General features: G+C 71.0%; 16 protein-coding genes. 6 read left to right on the top strand and 10 right to left on the bottom strand.

What is annotated here, in order from left to right; all coding sequences use genetic code 11:
* Positions 1 to 91 precede the first annotated feature (91 nt).
* Positions 92 to 727, bottom strand: coding sequence for a DUF4360 domain-containing protein (locus ACIG5F_RS15750; RefSeq protein WP_396518395.1), 636 nt, complete (start codon positions 725 to 727; stop codon positions 92 to 94).
* A gap of 161 nt (positions 728 to 888) precedes the next feature.
* Positions 889 to 1623, bottom strand: coding sequence for an SDR family oxidoreductase (locus ACIG5F_RS15745; RefSeq protein WP_396518394.1), 735 nt, complete (start codon positions 1621 to 1623; stop codon positions 889 to 891).
* A 203-nt stretch (positions 1624 to 1826) separates the two neighbouring features.
* On the opposite strand from ACIG5F_RS15745, the gene ACIG5F_RS15740 reads away from it, so the two are divergent.
* Positions 1827 to 3347, top strand: coding sequence for a serine/threonine-protein kinase (locus tag ACIG5F_RS15740; protein ID WP_396518393.1), 1521 nt, complete (start codon positions 1827 to 1829; stop codon positions 3345 to 3347).
* Positions 3348 to 3428: 81 nt separating this feature from the next.
* On the opposite strand, the gene ACIG5F_RS15735 is transcribed toward ACIG5F_RS15740, so the two are convergent.
* A complete protein-coding gene (locus ACIG5F_RS15735; protein WP_396518392.1) occupies positions 3429 to 5000 on the bottom strand; it encodes a cellulose binding domain-containing protein in 1572 nt (523 codons plus the stop codon).
* Positions 5001 to 5090: 90 nt separating this feature from the next.
* Between ACIG5F_RS15735 and ACIG5F_RS15730 the strand changes: the two genes are divergently transcribed.
* Genes ACIG5F_RS15730 through ACIG5F_RS15720 form a run of 3 tightly spaced genes read left to right on the top strand, consistent with a single transcriptional unit; the run spans position 5091 to position 8564 of the window.
* Positions 5091 to 7028 carry an ABC1 kinase family protein gene (locus tag ACIG5F_RS15730; protein ID WP_396518391.1) on the top strand — a complete coding sequence of 646 codons (1938 nt, stop codon included), beginning with the start codon at positions 5091 to 5093 and terminating at the stop codon, positions 7026 to 7028.
* A gap of 10 nt (positions 7029 to 7038) precedes the next feature.
* Positions 7039 to 7683 (top strand): 4'-phosphopantetheinyl transferase, encoded by a 645-nt coding sequence (locus tag ACIG5F_RS15725; RefSeq protein ID WP_396518390.1) that lies wholly within the window; start codon positions 7039 to 7041, stop codon positions 7681 to 7683.
* A 41-nt stretch (positions 7684 to 7724) separates the two neighbouring features.
* Positions 7725 to 8564 (top strand): LLM class F420-dependent oxidoreductase, encoded by an 840-nt coding sequence (locus tag ACIG5F_RS15720; protein ID WP_396518389.1) that lies wholly within the window; start codon positions 7725 to 7727, stop codon positions 8562 to 8564.
* On the opposite strand, the gene ACIG5F_RS15715 is transcribed toward ACIG5F_RS15720, so the two are convergent.
* From ACIG5F_RS15715 to ACIG5F_RS15705, 3 genes are all read right to left on the bottom strand, one after another.
* Entirely contained in the window at positions 8565 to 9131 is a 567-nt protein-coding gene (locus tag ACIG5F_RS15715) for a hypothetical protein (protein WP_396518388.1), read from the bottom strand.
* 139 nt (positions 9132 to 9270) lie between these two features.
* Positions 9271 to 9870: a DUF1345 domain-containing protein gene (locus tag ACIG5F_RS15710; RefSeq protein WP_396518387.1), complete on the bottom strand. Its 600-nt coding sequence runs from the start codon at positions 9868 to 9870 to the stop codon at positions 9271 to 9273.
* A complete protein-coding gene (locus tag ACIG5F_RS15705; protein WP_396518386.1) occupies positions 9867 to 10691 on the bottom strand; it encodes a LysR family transcriptional regulator in 825 nt (274 codons plus the stop codon). The genes ACIG5F_RS15710 and ACIG5F_RS15705 overlap by 4 nt, the downstream gene beginning before the upstream one ends.
* Before the next feature lie 70 nt (positions 10692 to 10761).
* On the opposite strand from ACIG5F_RS15705, the gene ACIG5F_RS15700 reads away from it, so the two are divergent.
* Positions 10762 to 11907 carry a pyridoxal phosphate-dependent aminotransferase gene (locus ACIG5F_RS15700; protein WP_396518385.1) on the top strand — a complete coding sequence of 382 codons (1146 nt, stop codon included), beginning with the start codon at positions 10762 to 10764 and terminating at the stop codon, positions 11905 to 11907.
* Positions 11908 to 12028: 121 nt separating this feature from the next.
* Here ACIG5F_RS15700 and ACIG5F_RS15695 read toward each other — a convergent pair whose 3' ends face one another.
* Positions 12029 to 12535, bottom strand: a complete 507-nt coding sequence (locus tag ACIG5F_RS15695) for a hypothetical protein (RefSeq protein ID WP_396518384.1) — start codon at positions 12533 to 12535, stop codon at positions 12029 to 12031.
* Positions 12536 to 12708: 173 nt separating this feature from the next.
* On the opposite strand from ACIG5F_RS15695, the gene ACIG5F_RS15690 reads away from it, so the two are divergent.
* Entirely contained in the window at positions 12709 to 14028 is a 1320-nt protein-coding gene (locus tag ACIG5F_RS15690) for a lysine N(6)-hydroxylase/L-ornithine N(5)-oxygenase family protein (protein ID WP_396518383.1), read from the top strand.
* Between the two features lie 91 nt (positions 14029 to 14119).
* Here the strand turns inward: ACIG5F_RS15690 and ACIG5F_RS15685 are convergent, their stop codons facing one another.
* Genes ACIG5F_RS15685 through ACIG5F_RS15675 form a run of 3 tightly spaced genes read right to left on the bottom strand, consistent with a single transcriptional unit; the run spans position 14120 to position 17030 of the window.
* On the bottom strand, positions 14120 to 14929 hold the full coding sequence (locus ACIG5F_RS15685) for an ABC transporter ATP-binding protein (protein ID WP_396518382.1): 810 nt from the start codon (positions 14927 to 14929) through the stop codon (positions 14120 to 14122).
* Between the two features lie 2 nt (positions 14930 to 14931).
* The gene (locus ACIG5F_RS15680; protein WP_396518381.1) at positions 14932 to 15990 is read right to left on the bottom strand and encodes a FecCD family ABC transporter permease; all 1059 of its coding nucleotides are present in this window, start codon (positions 15988 to 15990) and stop codon (positions 14932 to 14934) included.
* Positions 15990 to 17030, bottom strand: coding sequence for a FecCD family ABC transporter permease (locus tag ACIG5F_RS15675; RefSeq protein WP_396518473.1), 1041 nt, complete (start codon positions 17028 to 17030; stop codon positions 15990 to 15992). The genes ACIG5F_RS15680 and ACIG5F_RS15675 overlap by 1 nt, the downstream gene beginning before the upstream one ends.
* Between the last annotated feature and the right edge of the window lie 70 nt (positions 17031 to 17100).

The raw sequence follows: 17100 nt of genomic DNA, 5'->3' as shown, positions 1-17100 counted from the left end.
CGCACGTGAGTGGCTCACTCGACTCCGTGCGCCAAGTGAGCCACTCAGGTGAGCCATCAGGTATAAGCCGGAAGCCGCGGGGATTGCGACATCAGGGGCAGGTCTTCCACGCGAAGTGGTAAGTGGTGGTGATGCTGCCGTCCGTAGAGTCCATCGACAAGAAGCTGGTTGTCGTCTTCGGGTTGGACGTTCCGGCGGCAACCCGCAGTTCGGTGTTAATGTTGAAGTTGCGTTCCTGGCCGCACGGCTCCCAGATCAGGGAGGCGATGTCGGTCTTGTCGGTGAACTGCCAGTCGTCGTCGAACGACCCGTTGATGTTGTGAGCAATGAACGCGGTCGGCGCGTTACCCTGGAAGTAGTAGTTGGCACGCTCCTGTCCGGTGGCACCTGTCTCCAGATGGCCGTATCCGCGGTAATCGGCCTCGGCGATCGCGTAGGTGAATCCTGACGGCACGTGAACCGCCAGGTTCAGCTGACAGTTCTTCCGTAGGTCGGTCGGCAGCGCGCCCACGCCGACCTGCGCGGTGTAGTTGCTGTAGGTCACCGTGAACGCCGTGTTGTCCGGGGACACGGCCACTGCGGCCGTGCCCGTCGGGCACCCGGAGCCGATCACCGTCGCGACGTCGATGACAATCTTGTCTGGCGGCGGCGGGTTGGTCCACGCAAACGGTTGGGGTGTTTGCAACAGTGATAAAAGCACACCGGTTGCGGCCAGCGCTTTCAGCATGGGTGTCCTTCCCAATACTCCACGACTGGGGGGCGGGTGCGACCCACGGTAGCCGCAAATGCGAATAATGGGGCCCACTGAACGGAGTAACAAGTTGAGTCGTATTCAGCTTCGTCCTGACAGGGCACGATGGGATCGTCCCATGAGCGGTCTTGATTGTGTCAGCCGCGCCCGATGAATGGCATCGTTGTCGCCATCACCGTCATGAACTGCACATTGGCGCTCAAGGGTAGTCCCGCCATGTAGAGCACCGCATCGGTCACCGCCGAGACATCCATACGCGGTTCCGGGCGAATGGAGCCGTCGGCCTGCGGCACACCGTCGGCCATTCGGGCGGTCATCGCCGTCTCGGCGTTGCCGATGTCGATCTGGCCGCACGCGATGTCGTGCTGACGGCCCTCCAGGGACAGCACGCGGGTCAGTCCGGTGACGGCGTGCTTGCTGGCGGTGTAGGCCACCGAGTTGGGCCGCGGCACGTGCGCGGACAGCGAGCCGTTGTTGATGATCCGGCCGCCCCGGGGCCGCTGGCGCTTCATCACCCGGAAGGCGGCACGGGCGCACAGGAACGATCCGGTCAGATTGGTGCCGATCACGTGCTGCCACACCTGCGCCGACATGTCCTCCACCGGCGCGGCCCGGCCGTTCGTGCCGGCATTGTTGACCAGAAGGTCGAGCCGGCCCCAGGTCCGCTCGACGGTGTCGAACAGGTGCCCCACCTGCTCCTCGACGGCCACGTCGGTGGGCACGACCAGGGCGTTCTCCCGGTCCCCGGCCGTGTCGGCCAGCGTCTGCTCGCGCCGCCCGGCCAGCGCCACGTGGTAGCCGGCGTCCAGCAGGGCCACCGCCACCGCGGCCCCGATGCCGGCGCCCGCGCCGGTCACGATTGCAGTCCTCATGCTGGTCAACGTACCGTCGGACGTCCATAGTGGACCGGCTGCGGGTGTGGCGAACACCTACTGCCCGTAGTAATGCGTGGTCGCTATTGTGTGACCCACGAGGACGTGCGGGTTTGGGTGTTCACGAGGAGTAATCGGTCATCGACACGGGGCAGCTGATCGCCGGGCACTACCGGCTGGTCGAACGGGTGGGCAGCGGCGCCATGGGCGTCGTCTGGCAGGCCAGGGACGAGCGGCTCGAGCGCATGGTCGCGATCAAGCAGCTCGTGCTCCAGCCGGGCCTGTCCGAGCAGGAGTGGGACGAGGCGCGGCGGCGCGCCATGCGCGAGGCCCGGATCGCCGCGCGGCTGCAGCACCCCAACGCGATCACCGTGTTCGACGTGGCCGAGAACGACGGCGAGCCGTGCCTGGTGATGGAGTTCCTGCCGTCCCGCAGCCTGTCCTCGGTACTGGCCGAGCGGGGCACGCTCTCGCCCGAGGAAGCGGCCAAGATCTGTGCCCAGGTGGCCTCGGCGCTGTCGGCCGCGCACGCCGCCGGCATCGTGCACCGGGACGTGAAGCCGGCCAACATCCTGCTCACCGAGAACGGCACCGCCAAGATCACCGACTTCGGCATCTCCCGCGCGGTCGGGGATGTCACCGTGACGCAGACCGGCATCTCGGCCGGCACCCCGGCCTACATCGCGCCCGAGGTCGCCCGCGGCCACGACCCGAGCCCGGCCGCCGACGTCTTCTCGCTCGGGGCCACGCTCTACAACGCCGTCGAGGGCCGCCCGCCGTTCGGCACCAGCCAGAACCCGCTGGCGCTGCTGCACGCCGTCGCCACCGGCGTGGTGCCGCCGCCCAAGCAGGCCGGCGCCGTCACCACGCTGCTGATGGGCATGCTCGACGCCGAGCCCGAGGCGCGGCCGACCATGCGTGAGGCCGCCGCGGCGCTGACCGAGGTCGGCGCCGGCCGCGCCGCCGGCTGGACGCCCACCGCCCGGACCACCGTGCTGGCCGCCGAGTCCGCCGACCCGGAGCCGCCGCTGTTCCTGGCCACCGCGGTGATGCCGGCCGACCAGTCCAGCGCCACCACCCAGAGCGCGCGGGTGGTGGACGACAAGCCGGCGTCGCGGCGGGCGCTGATCATCGGCACGGTCGCCGTGGTGCTGGTGATCGCCGCCGGGCTGACGGTGATCGCGCTGCTCAACAACAACACGACCACGCCGCCGCCGTCGAACACGACCAACCCGCCGACGACCAGCGCGGGCCAGGCGCCCCCGCCGGCGACGACCACCACCCCGTCGCCGACCACGCCGACCACCTCGTCCTCGACCACCGGCAGCTCCACCACCACGACGACGCCGTCGACCACGACGACCACCCCCGGCAGCGTCACCAACGACCCGACCGGCGGCCCGATCGACTTCGGCCAGGCCGGCACGCTGGTGATCAACTTCTTCGACCAGGACCCCGGGCCGTCGGCCCACTGGGCCATGCTCTCGCCCAACGCCCAGGCCCTGTTCGGCAGCCAGGACCAGTTCAACGCCTACTGGGCGCAGTACAGCAACGTGGTCGGCAACAACGCCATGGGCGTCACCGCCAACCCGGACGGCTCGGACAACGTGCCGGTCGACGTCACGTACACCAAGCAGGGCCAGCCCGGCGTCACCGTGCACAAGAACATCAAGGTGATCCGCTACAACGGCCAGATCCTCATCGACGGCGACCCCCGCCAGTAGCGGCCCCTGTCAGCTCTACGTGAGTGGCTCAGGTGGCCCTGGAGCGCAAATGAGCCACTCACGTAGCGCAGATGGAGCGCCTCAGCCGGTGAAGGCCTCGAAGCGCTTGCTGAAGTCCCACGGCTGCTGGGTGACGTTGGTGCAGGTGGTCAGGCTGCCCTGGCAGGCGTTGCGGTCCCGGGTGACCTCCCAGAACGCCAGTTCGCCGAGGTGCTTGCCGTTGGCGTAGGTGGCCAGCGCCGAGGCGTCGGCCAGCGTGAACGTGGACGAGTCGTCGTTCACGCCGAGCATCGGCGTCACCCCGACCAGGCCCCACAGCTGGGCGTCGGTCTTGGCCGGGTAGATCGTCTTGAGCTGGTCGTGGGTGGCCTGCGCCGCCTGCTGCGCCTTGAGCCCCATGTCCACGCCGTCGTGCTGGCCGTAGTCCATGGCCATCACGTTGACCAGGCTGAGGTTCACGCCGTGGCTCGCCGCCGACTGCACGATGTAGGCGCCGTCCGCGGTCAGGCCGTAGGGCATCACCGGCAGCGTGTACGAGATCTGTAGGCCGGGGTTGGCCGCCTGGAGCTTGGCCAGCACGGCGTTGCGCCGGTCCACCGAGGTGTGGTCGACGACCGCCGCGCCCTCGATGTCGAAGTCGATGCGGCTGGCGGCGTAGGCGGTGACGATGGCCTGGTACTGCTGCTGGATCGCGGCCTGGTCGGTGCAGGAGCCGGCCAGCTCGGTGCCGGCCTCGCCGCCGAAGGAGATCGTCACGTCGCCGCCCTGGGCTCGCAGCGCGTCGATGTCGTCGCGGTCCCAGCCGGTGGTCGGGTCGTAGGCGTTGAACCAGGTCGCCTTGCAGCCGTTGCCGGTGACGAAGGCCAGGGTGAAGTTCTGCAGGCCGGAAGCGTTGGCGGTGTCGGTCAGCACCGGCGTCGGCCACGAGCCCATGTCCACGTACGGGGCGACCTTGAGCGGCCAGGTGCTGCCGCTGCCGGAGCCGGCCTGGGTGGTGACGGTGATGGCGTTGGATGCCGCCGACTGGTTGCCGGCGAGGTCGTGCGCCCTGACCGTGAACGTGTACGAAGTGGACGGTGCCAGCCCGGTGACCGTCGCCGAGGTGCCGGCGATGGTCAGTGCCTTGGTCGTGCCCTTGTAGACGTCGTAGCCGGTGACGCCGATGTTGTCAGTGGCCGCCGACCACGACAGCGAGACGCCGGTGGTGGTGATGGCGCCGGCCTTCAGGCCGCTGGGGGCCGACGGCGGCGTGGTGTCCACGACCCCGGCGCAGGTGGCCCCGTTCAGCAGGCAGTTCGTCGGCACGGCGGATCCGGCGGCCACGAAGCCGAAAGCGGCGGTCGCCCCGGCGGCGACCGTGCCGTTGTAGCTCTTGTTGGTGAACGTGTAGTGGTTGCCGCTCACGGTTTCGGTGGCGTCCCAGGATGACGACACCGTGGTCCCGGCGGGCAGGTCGAACTCGACCTTCCAGCTGGTGATCCCGTGGTTGCTCTGGTTGGTGACGGTGTACTGGCCCTGGTATCCGCCGCCCCAGGTCGAGGTCTGGGCGAAGTCGGCGCTGACCGCGCCGGGTGTCGCCGCCGCGGCGGGGACCGCGGCGATCGCCGCGAGCGCCAGGACGGCCGCCGCCGGCAGGGTGAGGCGTCTGAACATGTGGCTGCTCCATTGTGGTGGTGGCAGCCGTGCACATGGTGCGGGACCCTCCGGCGGTCGCGCTAGGGCCGTTCGCCGTAGCCTCCACCCATGCAACCGGTGTTGACCTCCATCTCGGTCGTGGTGTTCACGGTGGTGACCTCGCTGCTGTTCGCGGCCATGGTGTCCCGGCTGCTCGGGATGAGTTTCGGGCTGGTGCGGCGGCTGGCCGCCGGCGCGATCGCCATCGCGCTGCTGGACCCGGTGCTCAACGGGATGCGGTCGACCATCGCCGACGCCGGCGCGGCCGCGCAGTTGTTCCTGAGCCTGCTGGGCCTGTGCGTCTGCGTGCTGGGCGCGATGATCTTCCTGGTGCTGGCCGAGGTGCTGGTGCCGACCGGTTCCCTGCCGCAGCCGATGGAGCTGGCGCGCGGCCTGCGCGGCCGGCTGGCCCGGGCCCGGCGGTACTCCAGGATCACCCGGATCGCCGTCAAGCACGGCCTGGGCCCCTACCTGTCCGGCCGCCGCCGCGCCGACTTCGAGCTGCCCAGCGGCCGGTCCCGGCTGGCCGCCTCGCTGGCCGAGGCCCTGGACGAGGCCGGCGTGACCTTCGTGAAGCTGGGCCAGATCCTGTCCACCCGCCGCGACCTGCTGCCGCCGGAGTTCGTGACCGAGCTGAGCCGGCTGCGGGACCGGGTCGCCCCGGCCCCGTGGGTCGAGGTGGAGGCGGTGCTGGTCGCGGAGCTGGGCCGCCCGGTGGCGGAGGTGTTCGCCGAGTTCACCCGGGAGCCGCTGGCCGCCGCCTCGATCGCCCAGGTGCACGCCGCGACGCTGAAGTCGGGGGAGCGGGTCGTGGTCAAGGTGCAGCGGCCGGGCATCGGCTCGGTGGTGGAGCGCGATCTGGACATCGTGGCCCGGCTGGCCGCGACCCTGCACGCCCGGACCCGCTGGGGGCGCGCGATCGGCGTGCGGGAGCTGGCCACCGGCTTCGCCGACGCCATGCGCGAGGAGCTGGATTTCCGTGTGGAGACGGCGAACATGTTGGCGGTGGCGGCCGGAAGCCGTACCGGGGTTCGGTATCCCGTGCCGCAGGAGTCGTTGAGCGGCCGGCGGATCCTGGTGATGGAGCGGCTGGACGGGGTGTCGCTGAGCGAGGCCGGCCCGGACACCCCGGACCGCGAGGGGCTGGCCCGCACGCTGCTGGACACCATGCTCCGCCAGGTCATGATGGACGGCGTCTTCCACGCGGATCCCCATCCCGGCAACGTGTTGCTGCTGGCCGACGGCGGACTCGGCATGATCGACTTCGGCTCGGTCGGCCGGCTGGACGGCGCGCTGCGGGAGGCGTTGCAGCGGCTGCTGCTGGCCATGGACAAGGCCGACACGCTCGGCGTGGCCGACGCGCTGCTGGAGGTGGTGCGCCGGCCCGACGAGATCGACCAGGTGGCCCTGGAGCGGGCGGTCGGCCAGTTCCTGGCCCGCCACCTCGGCCCCGGCTCCTCGGCCGGCGTGCGCATGTTCACCGACCTGTTCAAGATCGTCGCCGATTTCGGGCTGTCGGTGCCGCCCGAGGTGGCGGCGGTGTTCCGCGCGCTGGCCACCCTGGAGGGCGGCCTGACCCAGCTGGCCCCGGGCTTCGACCTGGTGGCCGAGGCCCGCGGCGTGGCCACCGGGTACGTGCGCCAGAGCCTGGACGGCGACACCCTGCGCCGCGCGGCGATGGACGAGCTGGTGACCCTGGTGCCGATGCTGCGCCGGCTGCCGCGCCGGGTCGAGCGGATCGCCGGCGCGCTGGAGAACGGGCGGCTGAGCCTGAACATCCGGCTGTTCGCCGACCAGCGCGACCGCGAGCACGTGACCGGGCTGCTGCACCAGGTGCTGCTGACCGCGCTGGGCGCGACCGCCGGTGTGATGGCCGTCATGCTGCTCACCGCCGAGACCGTGACCCCGCAGATCACCCTGTTGCAGCTGTGCGGGTACAGCCTGCTGATCATTAGCGCCGTGCTCGTCCTCCGCGTCCTGGCGCTCATCTTCCGGCGAGAACGGTAACGTCACGACCGTGATCGAGGATCTGCTGCCCGCCGAGGTGGTCTCCGCGGACGTGCTCGGCGACGACCCCGACGCCCGGCTGCTGCCCGAGGAGGAGCCGGAGGTCGCCAGGGCGGTGGAGAAGCGGGTGCGCGAGTACACCATCGCCCGCAGCTGCGCCCGTCGGGCGCTGGGCAAGCTCGGCCTGCCCGAGACGCCGATCCTGCGCGGGTCCAAGCGGCAGCCGCTGTGGCCGGACGGCATCGTCGGCAGCATCACCCACACCCGGGGCTACTACGCGGCGGCGGTGGCGCGGGCCGAGGAGATGCTGACCGTCGGCATCGACGCCGAGACCCACGACGTGCTGCCCGAGGGCGTGCTGGGCATCGTCACGCTGCCCGAGGAACGGGAGATGCTGGACCGGCTGCCGGCCGGCACGCACTGGGACCGGATCCTGTTCAGCGCCAAGGAGAGCGTGTACAAGGCCTGGTTCCCGCTGACCCACAAGTGGCTGGGCTTCGACGACGCCCGGCTGACCTTCCACCTGGACGAGAACCGGTTCTCGGTCGAACTGCTGGTCGAGCCGCCGCTGGTGCGCGGCGTGCCGTTGACCGGTTTCACCGGCCGCTACTTGATTCGCGACGGTTATGTGGTGACGGCGATCGCGGTCCGCTGATACCGTGTACTAGAACACGTTCTAGTACACGGTGAGGTGTCATGAGGTTCGGTGTGGTGCTGTTCAGCAGCGACCGGGGCATCGCGCCGGCCGTGTGCGCGAAGGCGGCCGAGGACGCCGGCTTCCACTCGTTCTACGTGCCCGAGCACACGCACATCCCGGTCCGGCGGGACGCCGCCCATCCCCGCACCGGCGGCGCGGACCTGCCCGACGACCGCTACCTGCGCACCCTGGACCCGTGGGTCTGCCTCGGCGCCGCCGCCGCGGTCACCTCCACCATCCGGCTCGCGACCGCCGTCGCGCTGCCGGTGGAGTCCGACCCCATCACCCTGGCCAAGACCATCGCCACCCTGGACTTCCTGTCCGGCGGCCGGGTCACGCTCGGGGCCGGCTTCGGCTGGAACACCGACGAGCTGGCCGACCACGGCATCCCCGGCCGGTTCCGGTACACCGCGCTGCGGGAGTACATGGCGGCCATGCGGTCGCTGTGGACCGAGGACGTCGCCTCGTACCAGGGGAAGTTCGTGTCCTTCGGCGACAGCTGGGCCTACCCCAAGCCCGTGCAGGCCCACCTGCCGCTGCTGATCGGGGCCGGCGGCACCGAGCGCACCTTCGACTGGATCGCCGCCCACGCCGACGGCTGGATCACCACCCCGCAGGAGGGCGACGTCGACGGCAGCGTGCGGCTGCTGGCCGAGCGCTGGGCCAAGGCCGGGCGGGCCGGCAAGCCGTACATCGTCGCCCTCGACCGGGCCACCCCCGACCGCGTCGAGCACCTCGCCGGCATCGGTGTGGACGAGATCGTCATCGGCGTGCCCGACACCGACGAGCCGGCCGCCCTGGCCTTCCTGGCCAAGATGGGCGGCCGGCTGTTCGGCTGATCAGAGGTGGTCGAGCACGAAGTTGAAGCCGGCTTCCTTGTGCTCGTTGCCGGCCGGGCAGCGGCCGTTGGTGGAGTAGCCGAAGAAGAACAGCCCGTAGCACTTCACGCAGAACCGCCAGGCGTCCTGGGACTTCGGGCCCGGCGGCACGTCGTGGTTGAGCACGAAGTTGTGGAAGAAGGACTGCTGGTCACCGTCGGGACCCGAGTCGTGGCCGCCGCCCGTCGCGCACACGCCGTCGGTCGGGTAGCCCCGCCAGAACAAGCTGAAGCACTTCTGGCACAACCGCCAGTTGGCCTGGGCGTTGGCGGTCTCCGAGACGTTGTAGGGCAGGATGAAGTTGTAGCCGGCCTGGGTGTGGTTGCCCCCGGCCGGACAGATGTTCAGCCCACCTGGGGGCGTGATCACGCCGACCGTCATACCGAAGCACTTGGTGCAGAAGAAGTAGTAGCTGTGCGCGGACGCCGAGGCCGGGCCGGCCAGCGCGGTGGGCAGGACCGCCGCCGTGGCGGCGACGGCGGTGATCTTGGCAGCCTTGGCCAGGAAGGCCCGGCGGGAGTCGGTCATGGCGATCACCCTCGGTCCCGGCGCTTCCCGGCCACCAGGGGGTGCGCACATGCGCACCCGGGCACTTTTCCCGACCCCCCGGGACAACCCACGCTGGACGACCCGCGCCGGGCGTTGCCCGGTTTCTGATTCCGCCTCGCTAGTTGCCGCCGGCGCTGGTGATCACGCTGATCGCGACGCCCAGGGTGGCGGTGTTGTAGAGAAAGCTCAGCACGCCGTGGGAGAGGACCCGGGCCCGCACCGCCGTGGTCCGGGTCTCCACATCGGACACGGCGAAGGTGGTGCCGACGGTGAAGGCGAAGTACGCGAAGTCGGCGTAGCCCGGCTGCTCGGTGTTGGGGAACTCGAACTGCTTGACCGGCAGGGCCGAGTAGTACGCGGTGGCGTAGCGCTCGGCGTAGCCGAAGTGCAGGATCGCCCAGGCCAGCAGCACCGCCGGCACGCCGATGAACTTCTCCTCCAGCGTGCCGCCGAGGATGATGGTGAAGGCCGCGCCCACGCCGACCAGGCTGGTGAAGACCGTGAACAGCAGCCCGAGCCGGGCGAACAGCCCCGCGGTCACCGGCATGAGGTCGTCGCCGGCGGCGGAGTGGCGCACCCGCCACGCGCCCAGCAGCACGTAGATGAACGCGAGCATCACCCAGATCGCCAGGTATGTCTCGTTCTCCGAGAAGAACACGAACAAGCCGAAGATGAACAGGGCGAGCTCGTCCAGCAGCAGGATAATCCGGAAGATCACGGCACGGACGGTACCGCAGCCAGCGCGGCCAGCACCGCGCCCACCGCGGGGCGGGTCCGGGAGCCTGCCCGCACGACCGCGTCGATGCTGCGCGAGCGGTCGGTGGGCGTGACGGGCACGTCGGCGTGCCGCAGCGCCAGCCGGGGCAGCACGGCCGCGCCGACCCCGGCCGCGACCAGACCGGCGATGGTGGCCAGACCCATGAACTCCCAACGGGAATCGGGCCGCACCCCCAGTTCGGCCATCACCTCCTCGGCCACCCGGCGGGACGGCTGGTCGTCCGGGGCGACCAGCCAGGTCGAGTGGTCCACGGGTCCGGCGATGACCACCGGGTCGACCATCAGCCGGGTGCGGACCAGGCCGGGCGGCGGGGGAGCGTCCCGCCAGGTGTCGATGACGGCGATGTCCACCTCGCGGGCGCGGAGCCGGTCCAGCGCCTGGGTGTCGTCGGTGTGCTGGCGCAGCACGACCCGTGGACCGCTCAGTTCGACCAGCCGGGGCGCGACGGCGACCGCGACGGTCGGGATGGTGCTGATGACGATCCGGCCGCTGGTGTCGTCGGCCGCCCGGGCCAGATCGGCCTCGGCCGCCTCCACCGCGTCCAGCACCGTGGCGGCGTGCCCGGCCAGGCGGCGGCCGGCTTCGGTGAGGGTGGCGCTGCGGGCGGTGCGCTCCAGCAGGGCGACGCCCGCTTCCCGTTCCAGCACGGCCAGCTGCTGCGAGACCGCCGAGGCCGAGTAACCGGTGGCGGCGGCCACGGCGGCGATGCTGCCGAGGGCGGCGAACCGATGCAGCAGGGTGAGACGGTGCAGATCGAGCATCGGCACAGCTTATGCTCGGCCTCGACGATTCGCGCTGTACGTGATGCTCCCGTCACGGCACGGTGGGGTCATGGCCGTCTCCGCAACGCTCGCCGCCAACGACGTGATCGCCCGCCGCCGGGCCGAGGGCCTGCCGGTGGTGCCGCTCGGCTTCGGGGAAGCCGGCCTGCCGGTGCACCCGCTGCTGACCGCGGCCCTGGGCGAGGCCGCCGGCAGCGCAGGGTACGGGCCGGTCGCCGGCATTCCCGAGCTGCGCGAGGCGGCCGCCGGCTACTGGAGCCGGCGCGGCCTGCCGACCTCGACGGCGCAGGTCGTCGCCGGGCCGGGCAGCAAGCCCCTGCTGTGGGCGATCCTCGGCGCCCGGCGCGGCGTCATCGCGCTGCCCAGGCCGAGCTGGGTCAGCTACGCCGCGCAGGCCACCATGCAGGGGCTGGACGTCGTTCGGATCCGAAGCATCGGCGGGGTGCCCGACCCGGCCGAGCTCGACGCCGTCGCCGCGGCCCTGCGGCTGTCCACGGTGATCGTCACCCTGCCGGACAACCCGACCGGCCGGCTGGCCCCGCCGCCGGTGATCCGGGAGCTGTGCGAGGTGGCCGAGCGCCGTGACCTGCTGATCATCTCCGACGAGATCTACCGCGACCTGACCGATGCCCAGTTCCTGAGCCCGGCCGAGATCGCGCCGCATCGGACGGTCGTCACCTCCGGCCTGAGCAAGAGCCTCGCCCTCGGCGGCTGGCGGCTCGGCGTCGCCCGCTTCGCCGACGAGGACCTGCGTGACGCCGTCGTCGACGTCGCCAGCGAGGTCTGGTCGGCCCCGGCCCGTCCGGTCCAGCACGCCGCCGCCCTCGCCTTCGCCGAGCCGCCCGCGCTGGTGGAACGCGTTGCCCAGAGCCGAAAACTGCACCTCGCCGTCGCCTCCGCCGTCGCCGAGCTCTTCGGCACGCCCGCCCCCGACGGCGCCTTCTATCTCTACCCGCACGTCCCCGGCTTCCGCACCGACCGTGAGATCGCCGAGCACCTGTTGTCCCGCAACGGAATCGTCGTGCTACCGGGCTCCGAGTTCGGCGACGACCCGGCCGCCGGCATGATCCGCGTCGCCACCAGCCAGCTCTACGGCGAAACGGACGAGCAGAAGGAGCAGGCCCTCCGCAGCGACAACCCGACCGCGCTGCCCTGGATCGCCCAACACCTCGACCGCATCGCCGCCGCCCTCTGACCCCGCTCGCCTTTGTCCCCACGTGAGTGGCTTACTTCGCCTCCACGGCCACCTAAGCCACTCACGTGGGGCCGATGGCGCAAATGAGCCACTCACGTGGGGCAAAGGCGCACAGGTGGCGTCAGGTCCATTCCCAGCGGATGCCGTGCACGCCGGGCCGGGCGTCGAGGGTGACCGTGTGCGCCGAGAGGTCGCCGGTGAGGGCGATGGGCGTCTCCACCATGGCGGCGCCGATTCCCTGGTACCCCAGGCATCGCGCCGGCGGGGCGGCCGGATGGAAGCGGACCTGGATGACCAGGTCCCAGGCCGGTGCGGTGAGGACCTGCTCCCAGTGATCGGCCGGCAGCCGGTTCTGCTCGTACTCGACGATGCACGTCTCGCCGGTGAGCAGCGGGTTGTCCAGTAGCAGCACGGGTCCGGCGGCCCGGCAGTTATGAGTGTCGATCACCCGCGCTCCCGGCTCGATGCCGGGCAGGAAGCGGTCGACGCCGTCGCGGCGGGCGCGCAGCACGGCCCGGGTGCGGGCGGTCTGCCGGGGCGCGTGGACGACGGTGTGCAGCGAGACGATGAAGGTGTCGGCGGCATCCAGAGGGTCGCAGGTGGTTCTGGGGGCGGGAATCGTCGGCACGGTACTCCCCAACGCGGCGGTCGTCCGGTGTTGATTCTCCGCCGCCGAACGGTCCCCCGGATGCCTTAACTCTTCACTGCCGGCGGGACGAACATCACCACGATCGTACTAGGATAGGCTGACCTAAGTTAGGTTAGGGTTCCCTGAACCGTGGGGACAGTCTAGGGAGCGACATGACTGCTGAGGCCGGCGAACAGGTCCCGATCTACGACGTCGTAGGGGTGGGGTTCGGGCCGTCGAACCTGGCGCTCGCGATCGCGCTCGCCGAGCACAACGGCAGCTCGGCCGAGCCGGTGACGGCGCATTTCCTGGAACGGCAACCGCAGTTCGGCTGGCATCGGGGCATGCTGATCGACACCGCCACCATGCAGGTCTCGTTCCTCAAGGACCTGGTCACCATGCGCAACCCGACCAGCGAGTTCAGCTTCGTCAACTACCTGCACTCGGTGGGCCGGCTGGTCGACTTCATCAACCACAAGAACCTGTTCCCGCTGCGGGTCGAGTTCCACGACTACTTCGAGTGGGCGGCGGCCAAGGTCGACGACGTCGTCTCCTACGGCGTCGAGGTCACCTCGGTCGAACCGATGCGCGACGGCGACGAGATCGCCTTCTTCGACGTGACCACATCGGACGGGGGCACGCTGCGGGCCCGCAACCTGGTGATGGGCACCGGCCTGCGGCCCCAGCTGCCGGCCGGAATCGAGGTGGGGCCCCGGATCTGGCACAACAACGAGCTGCTGCACCGCGTGGAACGCCTGCGGGACAGCGATCCCCGGCGCTTCGTGGTGGTCGGGGCCGGGCAGAGCGCGGCCGAGGTCGCCGCCCTGCTGCACGACGAGTTCCCCCGCGCCGAGGTGTGCGCGGTGTTCGCCCGCTACGGCTACAGCCCGGCCGACGACAGCTCGTTCGCGAACCGGATCTTCGACCCCGAGGCGGTCGACCAGTTCTACCGGGCCGGCGAGCCGGTCAAGGACCGCCTCATGCGCTACCACGGCTCCACCAACTACTCGGCCGTGGACGTGGACCTGATCGACGAGCTCTACCGGCGGATGTACCGGGAGCGGGTGCTCGGCACGCAGCGACTGCGGCTGCTCAACGTCTCCCGGCCGGTCGAGGTCGTCGACACCGGCGCCAGTGTCACCGCCGCCATCGAGTCGCTGACCACCGGCGAGCGCACCGTCCTCGATGCCGACGCCGTCATCTACGCCACCGGCTACCTGCCGGCCGACCCCACGCCGTTGCTCGGCGAGCTCGGCCCGCAGTGCGCCCGCGACGAGGAGGGCCGGCTGCGCGTGGAGCGGGACTACCGCATCACCACCCACCCCGAGGTGCGCGGCGGCATCTACCTCCAGGGCGGCACCGAGCACACCCACGGCATCACGTCGTCGCTGCTGTCCAACACCGCCGTCCGCGTCGGCGAGATCCTGGCGTCCATTGTGGACCGTCGCGCCGCCGCCACCCCCGCCGCCGAATACGCCATCAGCGCCCACTAGCCCCACCCCGCCCCACTGTCAACCCTTCGTTGCTTGGAAGGGGGCCTTCCTCCACTCCGAGTGGAGGAAGGCCCCCTTCCAAGCGCGGAGGTCAGGCCGGGGTGCGGTGGTGGCGGCTGATGGGGATGACCAGGGGGGTGCCGCTGACCGGGTCCGGGGAGATCTGGCAGCGGACGCCGAACACGGTGTCGACCAGCTCCTCGGTGATGACCTCGGACGGCCGGCCGGCGGCGACGATCCGCCCGGCCTTCATGGCGATGACGTGGTCGGCGTAGCGGCAGGCCTGGGGCAGGTCGTGCAGCACCATCACCACGGTCCGGCCCTCGTCCCGGTTGAGGTCCACGACCAGGTCCAGCACGTCGATCTGGTGGGCCAGGTCCAGGTAGGTCGTCGGCTCGTCCAGCAGCAGCACGGGAGTGCCCTGGGCGACGGCCATGGCGATCCAGGCCCGCTGCCGCTGCCCGCCGGACAGCTCGTCGACGCGGCGGTCGGCCAGGTCGGTGAGTTCCGTTGCCGCCAAAGCAGCCGTGACCGCGCCTTCATCCGAAGTGGACCATTGCCGCCACCAGTTCTGGTGCGGGGCCCGGCCCCGGCTGATGAGGTCGGCGACGGTCATGCCCTCGGGGGCGACGGGGGACTGGGGCAGAATGCCCAGCCGCTGCGCGACCTGGCGGGTGGGCAGCGAGTGGATGGACTTGCCGTCGAGGTACACCCCGCCGGCTCTCGGTGTCAGCAGCCGGGCCAGGGTGCGCAGCAGAGTGGACTTGCCGCACGCGTTGGCCCCGACGATGGCGGTGATCTGCCCGGGCGGGATCTCCAGGTCCAGCCCGTCGATGACGACCCGGTCGTCGTAGGCGACCCGCAGCCCCCGCACGCGCAGCGATGGCGTCTCAGATGTCATTGTCAGCCTCCGGAGCCGGATCGGTTGGCCCTGATCAGCAGCCAGAGCAGGACGGGTGCGCCGAGCGCGCCGGTGACGATGCCGACCGGCAGGCCGGACGGCGTGATCACGCGGGCGATGATGTCGCTGCCCAGCACCAGAACCGCGCCGCCGAGCGCGGACGCGGTGATCGGCGGCGCGGGCAGCCGGGCCAGCCGCTGGGCGATCTGCGGCGCGGTCAGGGCGACGAAGGCGATGGGGCCGGCCGAGGCGGTCGCGAAGGCGACCAGCCCGGCGCCGGCCAGCATCAGCCCGAGCCGCACCGGCTGCACCGGCGTGCCCAGGCCGGCGGCGACCTCGTCGCCGAGTTGGAGCGTGCCCATCAGCCGGGACAGGCCCAGTGCCACCGAGCACAGCACGGCGAACGCGATCAGCAGCGGGATCACGTTCTCCCAGCCGCGGTTGGCCAGGTTGCCGACCAGCCAGCCGATCGAGGCCTGCGCGTCGGTGATGTTGGCCCGGCTGAGCAGGTAGTCGGTGAGGCTGGTGGCCATGGCGTACACGCCGATGCCGACCAGCAGGATGCGGTAGCCGGTGGTGCCGCGCCGCCAGGCCAGCACGTACACCAGCAGCCCGGTCAGCAGGCCGCCGAGCAGGCCGAGCGTGGTGGTGCCGAGGCCGTCGCCGAAACCGAAGCCGATGCCGGCGACCACGGCGGTGGCCGCGCCGGCGTTGATGCCGATCATGTCCGGGCTGGCCAGCGGGTTGCGGGTGATGGTCTGGAACACCGCGCCGGACGCGCCGAAGGCGGCCCCGGCCAGCAGCCCGGTCAGCGCCCGGGGCATCCGCAGGTCCTGCACGATGTACGTGGCGCCGGCGTCCCCGGCCCCGAACACCGCCGACAGCACGTCGGACAGCCCCAGCGGGACGTCGCCGATGGTCATTCCCAAGCAGCCCAACAGAAACACCAGCAGGGCGAGGATCAGGCAGACCAGCACCAGGCGCGGCCGGACGCGGACCGACAGCTCGGGCCGGGCCAGGCGGACCGTGATCCGGTCGCGGCGCAGCAGCGGCAGGCTCATCACGACTCCAGCTGCTTGCGCCGGCGGACCAGGTAGATGAACAACGGCGCGCCGAGGAACGCGACGATCACGCCGGCCCGGATCTCGCTGGGGCGGGCCAGGATCCGGCCGAGGATGTCGGCGGCCAGCAGCAGGCAGGGCGCGAGCACCGCCGAGTACGGCAGCAGCCAGCGGTGGTCGGGGCCGATGACGAACCGCACCGCGTGCGGAATCAGCAGGCCCAGGAACACGATCGGCCCGGCGACGGCGACGGCGGCCCCGGTCAGCAGGGTGATCGCCAGCGCGCCGCGCAGCCGCAGCGGCCCGAGCCGCCGGCCGAGCGCGACGGCCACGTCGTCGCCGAGGGCGAGGCTGTTCAGCGCCGGCCCGCTGGCGATCGCCAGCACCATGCCGACCAGCATGAACGGCAGCACCTGGAGCAGCGCGCCGGCGTCCACCCCGGTCAGCGAGCCGGCCGACCAGAAGCGGAAGCGGTTGAGCGCCACCGGATCGGTCAGCACCATGGCGCTGGTGAACGACCCGAGCAGCGCCGTGACGGCCGCGCCGGCCAGGGTGAGCTTGACCGGGCTGGAGCCGGCGTTGCCGCGGGTGCCGAGGAAGTAGACGACGGCGGTCGCGGCCAGCGCCCCGGCGAAGGCGAACCAGATGTAGCCGTACAGCGAGCTCACGCCGACCACGGTGATCGAGAACACGATGGCGAACGCGGCGCCTCCGCTGACTCCGAGCAGGCCGGGATCGGCCAGCGGATTGCGGGTGATCGCCTGCATGACCGTGCCGGCCAGGCCCAGCGCCGCGCCGACCAGCACGCCGAGCGCGGTCCGCGGCATCCGGACACTGTGGATGATGACGGCGTCGGCCGAGCCGTCGTTGTGCAGCAGCACCCGCCAGACCTCGCCGAACGGGATCTCCTTGGACCCCAGCCAGATGCTCAGCAGGCACAGCAAGACCAGCACGCCGAGCGCGGCCACCAGACCGACCGCCCGGGCCGCCTGCTGTGGCGGACGTCGCGCCAGGACGACGCCTTCGGGGTCTGGCCGCACCACGCCTCCGATGGGTACAAAATTTAGGTAAGGCTAACCGATGGTACAGGAGTGCATCCTTACCTTCCTT

Origin of the sequence: Kutzneria sp. NPDC052558, assembly GCF_044547355.1 — a bacterium.
GTDB lineage: Bacteria > Actinomycetota > Actinomycetes > Mycobacteriales > Pseudonocardiaceae > Kutzneria.
The sequence above is the reverse complement of the archived record's forward strand: the minus strand, read 5'-3'. Positions and strand labels throughout refer to the sequence as shown.